The organism is Alistipes sp. i18-0019-D1 (assembly GCF_042852885.1).
GTDB lineage: Bacteria > Bacteroidota > Bacteroidia > Bacteroidales > Rikenellaceae > Alistipes.
Genome location: NZ_AP031424.1, coordinates 1,631,122 through 1,644,678, shown reverse-complemented (window position 1 = coordinate 1,644,678; position 13,557 = coordinate 1,631,122). Strand labels below are relative to the sequence as shown.

Here is a 13,557-nt window from a genome sequence, read left to right as displayed (position 1 = left end):
GCGTCCAAAGATACGAAAATATGCGAAACTATACGAAATGAACCGAAATAATACCGTAATTCCGACGGGTTGCGATCAGAATGTGTAGGCGACGCGCAGGTAACCGTAACGGCCCAGGTAGGAGGTCGTGGAGGTGACGACGTAGTCCGTGTCGAAACTCGTGGTGGCGTAGTCGGGGCGGTTGAGGATGTCGATGACGCCCACCGAAACACCCAGCCGGTTCTCCTTGCCGAACTTGCGCCCCGCCGAGGCGTTGAGGATCACGTTATGGCGCGTGAGCGTGTGCGAGCGGCTGTTGCAGTAGAATTCGTAGAGCGTGCCGACCGACCCGAAATACTTGCCGAAGCGCAGGTCGACACGCGCCGTGAGCTGTTCGCGCAGCTCCTGCGAGGTCTCCTTTTGCGTGGTGTAGGAACTCATCGAGGTGTTGGAGCGGATGTTGATTTTGATCTTGCTCGAAAAGCCCGAGTCGAAACCGAAGCCGAAGCCGAGCGAATGGCGGACCGAGTGGAAAAGGTCGTTGCCGGTGAAATAGGGCGTCTGGTTGAAGCCGTAGTTCACCGAGACGTTCAGGGTCGAGCGCAGCGGGTTGATCTGCTGTGAGTAGGAGATTCTGCCCCCGAGGTTGTAGTTGCCCCCGACGTTGGTTTGCGAGGTGAGCTGCGCGCCCTTCTGCGCCGTGTAGTCGTACCGGGGCAGGTAGGTGTCTTCGAGGAAGAGCGTGCGCCGCGAGGCGATGTAGTTGAAGGTGTAGCTGCCGTTGAGCTGCACGCTGAAGGAGAGTGCCTTCTTGACGTCGGTGAACTGGAATCCCGCCGATCCCGAGAGGTTGTTCTGCAATTTGAGATCGGGGTTTCCGGCCTGCAGCGAAAGGGGGTTGGTGGCGTTGAGGGTCGAACGCAGCGATTCGAGCGGGATCATCTGCGGAAAGGAGGCCAAGTTGAACGAAAAACGCCGCCGCGACTTGCCGACCGAGAGGTAGACCGTCGGGTTGAGCTGGAAGAACAGCCGCGGGAAGCGCTCCTCCTTGGGGAAGCGTTCGCTGCGGGCGATGTCGTAGAGCACTCCGCCCAGTCCGGCCATCATCCAGACGTCGCCGCTCCGGTATTGCAGTCTGGTTTGCAGGCTGTGCGTGTAGGTGTCGGTCGTGTAATGGTAGGAGTTGACCGTGTCGACGACACCCTGCGGGTCGGAGAGGAAATCGACCGCCAGCTGTTTCGAGCGGGCGTAATCGCGGCTGAAGCCGTATGACGCGTTGAACGAACCCTTTTTGCCCAGTTTGTAACGGTAGCCCAGATTGGCGCCGAACGAATAGCTGCGGCTGTCGCCGTCGTTGCGCAGTTTGACCTGCAGGCCGGGTGTCGAGGCCGTCGTGTCGACCCGCCAGCCGTCCCGGTCGCCGGGTGCGTATTTGCCCGAGACGTTGAACGACAGCGTCGACCGCTCGGAGATGCGTGTGTGGTAATAGACATTGACGTTCAGCCGGATATTTCGGTTCTCGGAGTCGCTGTTGAGGTTCGTCCGGGTCTTTTCGTCGTCGATCCGCTGCTGCGTGCGGTTGTGCCCGGACGTGGAGCCGTCGTCGATCGAAAAGGAGGTCATGGCCCCGAAAACGTTCTTCTTCCGCTGGATGTTGACGTAGTTCGAGATCTCCGCCGAAAGCGATTTCAAGAGCGATTCGTTCCGGCTCTCCTCGCTGCGCAGGGCGTAGGCCTCGGTCGGGAAGTATTCGGTCTGCGAGAATCCCGTGCTGCTCTGGCGGCTGCGCCCGAACCGGACGCTGGTCGAGACGTTGGTGGAGTCGCCCCGGCGCAGGGTGTAGTCCGCCTGGGCGTCGGTCTGTTTCGAGGGGGTTGTCTTCGAGTTGAACGAGACGCCCTCCCCCTGCCGGATGTTGTCCTTCGAATTGGAGGCTTCGAGGCGCCAGTTGCCCTTCTCGGTGTTGCGATAGAAGCTCCCGGCCTCGGAGTGGCGGATTTCATGCCGGCCCGAGTAGTCCCTTTCGAGGCTCGCGCCGAGCGTTCCCTCCAGGTTGCCGCCCTGGATGTAACCGCGCTTCGACTTGGTTTCGACGTCCATCACCTTCTCCTTTTCGGCCGTGTTGTCTCCCAGGCGCTTTGCCTCGGGGCTGAAATCCTCGTAGACCCGCACGCTTCGGACATCCGAGGCTTCGAGGTCGGTGAGGGCGTAGGAGGTTTTCGTGCCGAAGAGGTTTTTCCCGTCGATCAGCACCCGTTTGACCTCTTGTCCCTCGGCGTAGATTTTGTTGTCCTTGATCTCGACCCCCGGCAGCTGTTTCAGCAACTCCGCGAAACGGTTGTCGGCCATGGTTTTGAACGATCCCGCGTTGTAGACCGTCGTGTCGCCCCGGAAGACCATGGCGACCTGCTGCCCGACGACCACGACCTGCGCGATCGACTGTTCGTCGACCTCCATCTTGACCTCGATCCGTCCCCGGAATCCGGTATTCCCGTAGCGCTTTTTAAACGGTTTGTAGCCCACGTAGGTGACCTCCAGATCGACCGAGTCGCGGAAAATCCGGTCGCAGCGGTAGACGGCCATGATGCGGTAGAAATCCTCCTTGACGGTCGTGCCCCGCAGCGTGTCGGTCTTGCTGATGATCGAGACCGTAGCGCCCAGCAGCGGGTCGTGCGTCTCCTTGTCCTCGACCATGACGATCGTGCGCGCCGACCGGCCGAAGTTCATGAGATGGGTGGAGACGGCGAAGGATTGGAGCGCATGATTCCCCGCCGGGTGTGCGGAGGGCATGCCGACAAACCCGAAAAGGGCGAGAATCAATAGTATGTAACGCGTCAAACCGGGGAGTGAAGGTTTATTGGCCGCAAGATAACAATTTCCGTCCATAGTACAATCGGTCTGCGGGAAAGAAATTTCGGCCCGGAAGGGGTGTTTCGGATCGAAACCGCATGCGGGAATCCGGTTAAACATTGTCGCGATATGGCGCAGGATGCGTCCGGATTGTAACTTCGGTTAAATTCATAGCCTGAAAAGGCATTCGGAATGGCGTTTTTTTCTTACCTTGCGGGACAAGACCCGTCTTGAATCAAATGACACTGGCATGAGGAAGAGTGGATTGACCCGCCGCACGGCGACCGCCCGGATCAGCGTTCCGGACCATGCCGACGAACTCCCCGCCCGGGTTCCCCCCCCCGCGGGAATCGCCGTACCCTCTGTTGACAGCCGCGTATTTTGCGATGTCCGACAGTTGCGCCATGCAGCTGCCGGAAGTCGTTATTGTGTCCCCTGACCGGTAAAATCCCCATTTCTCGGGATTGCCGTCTGTCGGGCGGTTCTCTATCTTTGCCCTTCAGAAACGAACGATATTCTTACTATTCACATAACCCTGTTTGCCGTGAAGAAATTTTTACTCATGCTTTTATTGGCGGGCTTCTGCATTCCGCTGGGTGTGCAGGCCCAGGCTCCGAAAAAGGTCTCCATCGAGGGAACCGTGACGGAGTACAACACGAAGGAGCCGATTGCGGGCTGCGTGGTTTCCATCCCGACGCTCGAGCTGTGGGTGGTGACCGATGCCAAAGGCCGGTTCCGGATGCCGTCGGTGACTACCGGCAGCTACACCATCGAGGCGACCTGCCTGGGCTACGAACCCCTTTCGTATAAGGTGACGATCACCGCTTCGATCGGGGCGCTCTCGCTGCGCCTCAAAGAGTCGAGCCTGCAACTCAACACCGTGACCGTAACGGCCCAGCGGGGCCGCAGCATCAACTCTTCGTCGACGATCGACCGGCAGGCGATGGACCACCTGCAGGCCACCTCCGTCAAGGACGTGATGCAGCTGCTGCCGGGTGTCGTGACGTCGAATCCCGATCTCACGAGCAGCTCCTATAACTTTATCGGTATCCGCGACCTGAATCCCAACATGACCTCCGTAGAGACTTTGGGCGTCAATTCCAGTACGGTCGGTATTTACGTCGACGGGGCGTCGGTGAAAAACGACGCTTCGCTGGTAGGCGAAAAGGCCACGGGTTTCGGGCAGCCGGTGAGCAAGGGAATCGACATGCGTACGATCTCCACTGACAACATCGAGTCGGTGGAGGTGGTCCGGGGCGTGGCTTCGGCCGAGTACGGCAATATGAGCGCCGGCGCCGTGATCGTCAAGACCAAGCAGGGCCGCACACCCTACGAGGTGCGTGTCAAGGCGGTTCCCAACACCAAGGCCGTGGCGCTGACCAAAGGCTACGCGCTGGGACCCGATAAGGGTTTCCTCAATGTGGGGCTGGACTATGCCAATGCCATGAAGGACATCCGCACTTCGAAGGACGCCTATGACCGCGGAACCTTTTCGGTGAACTATTCCAACACCTTCAACCGCGACCGTACGCCGTTCCAGTTCAATGCGAAGGTGAGCGGCTACCTTTCGAAAGGCACGAGCAAGCCCGATGCCGATGACCTGTCGCAGGACGAGCGCAAGTTCCTCGACGACAAGAGCCTTTCGCTCAACCTGAACGGCTCGTGGCTGCTCAACAAATCGTGGATCACCTCGCTGAAATATGTCTTGAGCCACACCATGACGCGCGAATACGCCCGCAACAAGGCACTGTCGACCTTCGTCGGCGTTGCCAATCCCGGGGCGACCGAACCGGGTGAAGGTTTCGTGGAGTTCACGCCTCACGATTACATGAGCGACATCCGCAACTTGAGCATGGCCTATTACACCAATGCCAAGCTGATGGCCGAGGTTTCGGGCCGCTACGGCAAGGTCTACAACAAGGCGATGCTCGGTGCCGAGTGGAGCAATTCGGGCAACACCGGCAAAGGACAGTATTACGAGGGCGTGCGTCCCATCCAGTTCCGTCCCCAGCCGTTCAGCGATATCCCCTTCATGAACCAGGTGGCCGTTTTCGTCGAGGAAAAGGTCACCCTGCCGGTCGGCAAGACTTCGCTCACGTTGCAGGCCGGAGGGCGTTTCACCTATCTGGCAACCGATCGGCTGAATGACAAATGGGCCGTAGATCCGCGTTTCAACCTCAAATACACGATCATCAGCAATCGTGCGCCGAAAAAGGTCCGCGAACTGTCGCTGCGTGCCGGTTGGGGCATTCAGACCACGCTACCGGGCCTCTATACGCTCTATCCGTTCGCATCCTATATAGACAACTACTCGCTGCGTCTGCCTGCCGCCGGTGAGCGGCCTGCCATGGAGGCATGGACGACCGAGGTGACGACGGCCGAGGAGTTGAGCAACCGTGACCTGAAGATGCAGTACAGCAAGAACTTCGAGGTCGGCGTCGACTTCGAGATGTTCGGCATCAAGGGAAGCATCGCTTACTACAATGAAAAGATGCGAAACGGTTATTCCACGATGTATACCCCCGGCGTATACTCTTACCGGGAGTATAATTATTCCGGTGCGGAAACCCCGGTCTACATCGACGACCCGAATAATCCGGGGCAGAAGGTGTTGGGAGTCAACGGTGAACCCCTCGACTACGAGACGGTCACCAAGTTCAAACGCATTGCCAAACCCGGCAACAACAACAAGTACGACAAGCAGGGCGTCGAGTACACGTTCGATTTCGGGCAGATCCGTGCGATCCGCACCTCGATCATCGTCAACGGCGCCTATATGCAGATGAAAAATATGCCGGACGTCGGCGTGAAGCAGCTTTTCGATCTCTCCTATAACTCCGGAAAAATACAGATCAATGGGGAAAACGTCTATAATCCCGTTTATGGAGGATATGACGGCGGAAAGAGCTTACAGGGCACAGCGATACGCAAGCGGTTCAATTCCAATTTCAGTTTTATCACCCACATTCCCAAACTGCGCCTAATCACCTCACTGACGGTCCAGTGCGTGTGGCTCGACCGCAGCCGGAGTTTCAAGAACAGCGGAGTTTATTACGAAGATGCCGAGGGCAACAAGATTTACGATTTCGAAGGACAGGTCGACGGTACGCTTTACAAGGACCCCGATTGGTATATGGATGCCGCAGGCAACGTGCTGCCGTTCGATCCCAGCCTGTATGACGGGGAGCTGGGCAACGCTTTTCAGATATACCGGACGACGTCGACCAATTCGAGCCTGTTCGTGCAGAACTCGTTCAAACCCTATTTCATGGCCAATATCCGCATTACCAAAGAGATCGGCAATATTGCGCAGATTTCGTTCTACGCCAACAACTTCACGAATTCCCGTCCCAAGATGAAGTTGCAGAGTACGGGCAGTTACCGAATGGTCAATACCGAGATGTATTTCGGTGCGGAACTCAAACTCAAATTCTAAACGCCGCAGACGATGAAAAAGATTTTAACCTGTATTTTACCCTTGGCGGCCGCCTTTCTGTTGAGCGGCTGCCTGAAAGACATGAAGGACAGCGAACTTTTCGAGGGCAGCAAGGAGGTCGAAGTGAGCATTACGCTGCCCGAAGCGCTGGCTGCCGAGCCGAAAAGCGATTTCAAGGTCATGCTGCGAAATTCGAAGACGGGTGTTGTCCTGACGTCTGTGACCGATGCGCAGGGCGTGGCGCGCCTCGAAGCCGAATACGGCACGTACAGCGTAATCGTGAGCAAGCAGATCGAGGTGGAAGGGGCCGTCAAGATCCTGTCGGCCTCGCAGAATATCGTGCTGTCGCGCGACGACAAGCAGGTCGAAACGCTTGCCGCCGAACTTACCGCCGCGAATAAGGGAACCATTATCCTGAAAGAGGTCTATTTCCACCTGGCCAAGACGCCGAGCGGCGCCAATTACAATTACGATCAGTATTTTACGCTCTACAACAATTCGGACAAGGTGCAGTATCTCGACGGCATCGGTCTGGGCACGCACTCCACCTATAACTCCAACGCCAAACGGATTTACGTGAAATCGTGGCTGGGCGACGACAATACCGATCCGCGCGATTCGGTTCCCATCAGTGCTTTCGGATTCAATTTCCCGGGTAGAGGAACGGATCATCCGCTTCAGCCCGGCGAAGAGGTGGTGATCGCATTGAGTGCGATCAACCATACGGGTGCTATGACGACTGTGCCTGTAAATTTGGCGACGGAGAACACCTGGGCCATGTGGATTCCGGCGTTTAAAGGTCAGAAGACTCCGGAAGTTCCCGAGGAGCGAAGGTTGAATCCCTATTGTCAGCAGGGGCTGGGAACCGCATTTACGATTTCCCGGACTTCTCCGACGGTCGTCATCTATCGTATCGAGGGAAGCGCCGAGGAGTATGTGAAAGACGGGGTCAAACTCGGAGAGCCGGGCGGACACATGATCTCCGCGCCGCCGGCATACACCGGTAAAATATATTCCATCATGATTCCCAAGGAGTGGGTTTACGACGGAGTCGAATTCCGCATTGCCGAAAACGAGGTCCCGCGTCTTTGTCCGGAGATCAGTCTCCAGGCTCTCATGATCACTTCGGGAATGGGTTCGGGCATCTCCTACATCCGTAAAGTCGACGAAGAGGCGACGGCTGCCGCCGGACATACCGTTTATCAGGATACGAACGACTCTTCGCAGGACTGGATGATGATTCCGCGGCCGACTCTTTACAAGGGCAATTAACTCAAAACGAAACAGATCATGAGAATCAATACGATATATGCGGTATTCCTGGCAACGGCCGTAATGGCATGCACGGCGTCGGCGCAGTCAGCCCGCGGGGAGAACCTCGAAAAATACTATACGATGGAGCGCATCCGCTCCAAAAGCGGCTGGCTGGTCTCGGACAACGCCGCCGGCCTGATCTTCAACCGTGCTTCGCTCTCGACAGCCGACGTCAGCTACGATTTCGAAGAAGGCGGCCTGCGTAACGTCGGCGACGCTGCCCGGACCCATAAGACGGGCATACAGTCGGAATCCTTCCAACGGTGGGACCGTCTTTCGTTCTACGGCAAACTGGGCTATGACTATACCGCAGGCTCGGACCGCAACTGGGCGGGTAATACACATCTTTATACCTCGCCGATGAACGTGGGCGACTCGGTTCCCGGCAATACGCGCAATGAAACCTATCTGCTGAAAGCCGGAGTGGCCTATCAGATGGGAAATTGGGTGATCGGTCTGCAGGGCGAATACGAGAACCAGAGTCTTGCCAAGCGGCGCGATGCGCGCAACAAGACGACGTACATGCATTTGAGCGTTCGCCCCGGTGTGATGTTCACTTCCAAGACGGTCGATGCGGGTCTGAATTTCACCTACGAACGCACCACCGAAACGGTCAATTACCTCTCTTTCGGAACCAACGAACAGGCTATTCCGCTCTATCTGTTCGAGGGGCTTTGGTTCTATATGGCCGAGCTGGTTCCGTCGGGCAGTAACAGCAATCCGATCCATTACAAAGAGTCGGAGTACGGCGGGGCTGCACAGTTCGAACTGAAGTTCTCTCCCCGGGTGAGCCTGTTCAACCAGTTTTCGGCGATATATGGTAAGATGGAGCGTTATCATTTGGAAGAGGATGAACATTTGGGCGACAACGACCGGTTAACTTACCGCTATCTGGGCGTGCTCAATGTTACGGGGCGTAGTGTGGATCAGCGGCTTTCGGTCGATGCTTCGTGGGGAGACCTGTTGAAATACAACAATATTCAGGAGTTGGCCGTTGATCCGGTAACCAATCTGAAATATTACAAACAGTACGGCCGCTTTCTGAAATTCTCGCAGAAGCAGCGCAGCGTCGATGCCGATTACAAACTCTACGTCAAGCGCAACGAGTGGAGCAGTTCGTGGATCGTCGACGTGGCCTATGACTATTGCAAGACCGAATCGGAATATACGATCTCCCCGGCGCGCTACAACCAGGACCTGCACTATTCGAAGCTGATGCTGGGCGTGACGAAGAACTTCCGGTTCAGCGGCCGCAGCTGGCTCGACGCGACGGTGCGCGGCGGCTATACGTTCGGCGGCGGAACCGAACTGGAGAAGAGCTGCCCCGAGGGGGTGCAGATCGACAACGAGAACTACCGCGCCGACCTGCTGGCCCGGGAGTATGCCTTCCTGACCAACGACCGTCTGAATGGCGAGGCCGGCTTGCGCTATACGCACTGTTTCCCGGCGAAGAAAATGAGCCTGTACGTCGATCTGAAAGGCCGTGCGGCGTGGGGTCGCAGCGGTCTGATGGACGGCAGCCGGCGCGGCGGCCTGTTCGCGGCCGTGGGTCTGAACTTCTGAACCGCGGATCATTCGTAAAAACCCCGCAGGACATGCAAAGTCCTGCGGGGTTTTTGTCGGCGGGGATTCCTAAAAAAGAACGGACCTTTGCCGGGTCCGTTCCTTCGTAGAAAGTGCGGGGCAGGTTATTTCACCAGGCGCATTTCGTCGATCAGCGACCCGGCACCGGCGTATTTGTCCATGATCCACAGCACGAAACGGATGTCGACGCAGACCGTCTTGAAGTTGGTCGGGTGGAAATAGACGTCGCCCGACATCGACTCGCGGTTGCCGTCGAACGCCAGTCCGATCACGTCGCCCCGGGCGTCGAGCACCGGGCTGCCCGAATTGCCGCCCGTGATGTCGTTGTCGGTGAGGAAATTGACGTACAGCCGGCCGTTTTCTCCCCAGCGGCCCCAGTCCTTGCTGCGGATGAGCGAGGACATCCGCTCGTCGACACGGAATTCGTAGTCGTCGGGATTGTATTTTTCGAGGTAGCCGTCGACCGTCGAACGGGAGTCGTAGTGCACGGCGTCCTTGGGCGAAACCGGACCCACGGTTCCGTAGGTGAGCCTCATCGTCGAGTTGGCGTCGGGATATTGGGGCGTGCCCTCCGATTCGCGCATCTCGTAGATGGCATGGGCGTAGCGGAGTTCCTCCTTGTCGGCGTCGATGCCCGACGTCTCCTCGGCCTGTTTGAGTTTCTCGGCGAAGCGCCGCGAGCTGACCGAATTGGCCATCGCCGCCATCGGGTCGGAGAGGATCTCCTCGGCCGTGCGGGGCTGTGCGAACCAGGCGCAGAGCTTTTCGTAGCTGGTGCAGCAGGTGTTTTCGAACGCGTAGTCGACCAGCGCCGGAACGTCGCCCTTGAAGCGGTCGTAAAGCTGCGGCAGCTGTTCGCCCCACATTTCGCGGGGCACGTTGCCGGTGAAACTCTCCATCATCCGCGTCAGCACCTCCTTGTCGGTGGCCAGGTCGAAGTCCTTCATCATCCGGCGGGTGTTGGACTTCACGCCCGCGAAGTTCTTGTCGCCGTCCTGCACCGAGGCGATGCCGTCGCGCCGCATGCGGTCGACGAGCGTGCCGAGACGGTTGGCCGTCATCATCACGTCGCTCGGGCGAATCCACGTCTCCTGGTAGTAGCACTTTTCGTGCACGGCTTCGGCGCGGGCCTCGTAGCCCTTCTTGAGGTTGGCGAGCAGGTCGCCGTATTCGGCCCTGCGGGCCGGGTCGGCATCGATCCAGGCGGCGAGGCGCGCCTCCTCGGCGGCGCGGATGCCGATTACGTCGTAACGACGCAGGCAGATGTTCTCCCACTTGGCGTAGTCGGCGTAGTTGCTGATGTTGAAATACTTGTCGCTGTACATCAGCCGCACGTCCGGGTCGGCCTCCATGTGGCGCAGCATGATGTCGAGGCGGTCGCGGCGCGCCTTGATCACCACGGGGTTGGTCACGTGCTCCTTTTCGCGCACGGCGAATGACGACATGTAGCGGTTGGTACGGCCCGGAAAGCCGATCACCATGGCGTAGTCCCCGTCGTGGATGCCGCTCGTCGAGACGTTGAGCACCTTGCGGGGCGTGATGGGCACGTTGTCCTCCGCGTAAGCCGCCGGGCGGCCCTTTGCGTCGCCGTAGACGCGGTAGAGGGCGAAGTCGCCCTTGTGCTGGGGCCAGCCCCAGTTGTCCTGCTCGCCGCCGAAGGCCCCGATCTTCACGGGAGGTGCGCCCACGAGGCGCACGTCCTTATAAGTCTCGTAGTAGAACAGCAGGTATTTCTTGCCCTTCCACATCGAAGCGCATTCCACATCGAAGGGGGTGTCCTTGCCGTATTTCCGTTCGAGGATGCCGTAGACCTTGCGCGTCCCGAAGACCCCCAGGCTGTTGGCCTTTTCGAGCGAGTCGCGGATGGCCAGGGCCTCGTCCGTCACGTCGCGGACCTGCCGCAGGAAGGTCACGGTCTTGCCTTTGAGCGGCAGTTCGTCCTTTTGGCGGAGCGCCCAGAAGCCCTCTTCGAGGTAGTTCTTCGCGGGGGTGCTCAGCGAGTGGATGTCGCCGTAGGCTACGTGGTGGTTGGTGATGACGAGTCCCTTGTCCGAAATCACGCTGCCCGTGCCCATGCCGCCGTCGACGGCCACGATGGCGTTGCACAACGCCGGGGACTCTTCGTTGTAAATCTCTCCGGGTTTGAGTTTCAGCCCCTCCTTCTTCATCTGGGGGTAGATCACGTCCCGGAACGTGCTGACCAGCCACATGCCCTCGTCGGCCGACGCCGCAACCGGGAGCAGGGCGCAGGCCAGCAGGTAAAAAATCGCTTTTTTCATAGTCTTCTCGGTTTATCTCGAAAAAAGGGGCTTGCGTATCACAAGCCCCCTGTACGTATTTTGTGTCAGAGCGTGTGCCCTTCGGTTCTGAAGGTGAACTTCGGCTCCTCGTCCTTGAGCGTGCCGTCCTTGTACTTCACGGGCCACACCTTGGCGTTGAGCAGTTCGTTCCAGATCTTCGCATCGTCCCACATCGACTTGACGTAGACGATCCGCAGTACGGGAACCTCCTCGTCGTTCAGCGCCACGTCGAGCCGCGTGATGCCCTCCTTGAGCGAGAGGAACCCGCGGAAGTAGGGGAAGCTGCGCTTGATGAGCGGCTTCTCGATACCCCGGCACTCGACTTCGTAGACGCCCTTGGGATACTTCGCGTCGTCGCCGTAGGTCTCGGTGTTATGCTTGAACGGCGCCGAGAGGTCGCGGGTCTGCTCGAACATCAGGTCGAGGAACTCGCGGCGGCCGATCCTGCCGGCGGCGGGGTCGTAGCTCTTGAGCTGGTAGTGGACCGGAATGACGCGGACCTTGCCGCCGTGGGCCAGCATGTGGGCCTCCTTGACCTCGATCGAGTCGCGGAGCATTTTTTCGGGAATCGCGGCCGACGGGTCGACGTAGAGCGTAACGGCTACCGGGCAGTCGTATTGCGCATCGAAGCCGCAGATGCCGTCGATGTTGCGCAGGATGGCTCCGAAGTAGACCATGTCCATCTTATCGTGGAGTCCCTCGACGCCGAGGCGGACCACCGACAGCGAGTCGACGCCGGCTTTCGGCGTTGCGAACTTCATGGTCGTCGGCGAGAAGATCGCCTTGTCGATGCTCGTCTCGTCGATCGCCTTGGGATCGTAGCTGATCACCACGGCGTGGCGTTTGACGAACGTTTTCACGCCGTAGACGCCCGGCACTTTCTGCATCTTCGCGGAAAAGGCCTTCGAGCTGCCGAAGCACTTCACCGAGGTCAGCCCCTCGATTTCGTAGGTCTGCATGCCCTCGACCTGCTCGTATTCGCCCCACTTCTCGTCGATGGTCGGAAGCTCCCAGTGGCTGCCGAACCACAGCGCCGCGCCGAAGAGCGCGACGGCCAGGATGCCGGGCAGCCAGCGCAGCGAGCGTTTGCCGCCGACCTGCAGCGAATCTTCGGGGCAGGCCGAGACGCACGTTCCGCAGAGCGTGCAGTCGATGTGCTTCACCTTGTCGAGGTTCTTGATGTCGATCGAATAGGGACATTTGCGGCGGCAGACGTCGCACTTGGTGCACGTGGCCTCGTCGCGGACGATGTGCAGCAGCGGGAAGACTTTGCTCCGCAGGTAGATCATCTCCCAGAGGTAGCCCGCGAGGCAGGCGATGCCCAAAGCCCATACCCAGGCCGAAGCCACGCCCAGCAGCCCGAGCACCCACAGCAGGATGACGATGCACACGAAGGTGACGGTGAATTTGAAGATGTTGCTCAACGCGCCCAGCGGGCAGATGTATTTGCACCAGAACATTTTGACGAAAAAGCTGCCGAGGAAGAGCACCGCAACCGAGATGACGGTCATCCAGACGGTGATCTCGCCCTTGAAGCCCGTGGCGACGGCGTAATAGGGGTCGAAATTCTTGCAGAAAAGCTCGCTGCTCGACGCCGACATGTAGAATACGTAGAACAGCAGGGCGTATTTGACGGCGCGGAGCAGGCGGTCGGCGATGCTTCCCGGGCGTATTTCAACGCTGACCTTCAGCTTCTTGCCGCCCCTGCCCATCCATTCGCTGACGGTTCCCAGCGGGCAGAGGTAGCCGCAGAAGAGTTTGCTGAAAAGGATCACTCCCACGGCGAGCATGACGCCCACCATGATCTGCGTCATGGACATCGTGCAGGCCAGCGAGTTGTTGACCAGGTAGCTTCCCAGCGCCTGCAGTCCGCCGAACGGGCAGTAGGCCTCCACGTCCGCGGGTTTCTCCCCGAGCGTAAGCCCGTAGACCACGAATCCCACGATTGCCGCAAGCGTGCCCCATTGCAGCAAATTCTTTAACCAATTGCTTTTTCTTTTCATTGTTCGGGTTGTAAATGGTGTGTGTAACGCAAAGGTAGTTATTTTGAAGTGTAATTGATACGCGACGGTTGTTTTTTAGCGCCTCTTGCGC

At 58.6% G+C, this 13,557-nt stretch carries 6 protein-coding genes; 3 read left to right on the top strand and 3 right to left on the bottom strand.

Translation table 11 applies throughout. The features are described 5' to 3' along the window. Positions 1 to 75: 75 nt before the first annotated feature. Positions 76 to 2,817, bottom strand: a complete 2,742-nt coding sequence (locus ACGHP5_RS06905) for a hypothetical protein (RefSeq protein WP_390568241.1) — start codon at positions 2,815 to 2,817, stop codon at positions 76 to 78. A gap of 556 nt (positions 2,818 to 3,373) precedes the next feature. On the opposite strand from ACGHP5_RS06905, the gene ACGHP5_RS06900 reads away from it, so the two are divergent. The 3 genes from ACGHP5_RS06900 to ACGHP5_RS06890 are packed head-to-tail and all read left to right on the top strand — an operon-like array spanning position 3,374 to position 9,142. Continuing rightward, the gene (locus ACGHP5_RS06900) at positions 3,374 to 6,265 is read left to right on the top strand and encodes a TonB-dependent receptor (protein WP_295904260.1); all 2,892 of its coding nucleotides are present in this window, start codon (positions 3,374 to 3,376) and stop codon (positions 6,263 to 6,265) included. A 12-nt stretch (positions 6,266 to 6,277) separates the two neighbouring features. Then, a complete protein-coding gene (locus tag ACGHP5_RS06895) occupies positions 6,278 to 7,537 on the top strand; it encodes a DUF4876 domain-containing protein (RefSeq protein WP_390568240.1) in 1,260 nt (419 codons plus the stop codon). An 18-nt stretch (positions 7,538 to 7,555) separates the two neighbouring features. Beyond that, positions 7,556 to 9,142, top strand: coding sequence for a DUF6850 family outer membrane beta-barrel protein (locus tag ACGHP5_RS06890; RefSeq protein WP_337755743.1), 1,587 nt, complete (start codon positions 7,556 to 7,558; stop codon positions 9,140 to 9,142). A gap of 125 nt (positions 9,143 to 9,267) precedes the next feature. Here the strand turns inward: ACGHP5_RS06890 and ACGHP5_RS06885 are convergent, their stop codons facing one another. Together ACGHP5_RS06885 and ACGHP5_RS06880 are read right to left on the bottom strand one after the other, a co-directional pair. Then, positions 9,268 to 11,442 carry a S46 family peptidase gene (locus ACGHP5_RS06885; protein ID WP_390568239.1) on the bottom strand — a complete coding sequence of 725 codons (2,175 nt, stop codon included), beginning with the start codon at positions 11,440 to 11,442 and terminating at the stop codon, positions 9,268 to 9,270. Between the two features lie 65 nt (positions 11,443 to 11,507). Next, entirely contained in the window at positions 11,508 to 13,466 is a 1,959-nt protein-coding gene (locus ACGHP5_RS06880) for a 4Fe-4S binding protein (RefSeq protein WP_390568238.1), read from the bottom strand. Positions 13,467 to 13,557 lie beyond the last annotated feature (91 nt).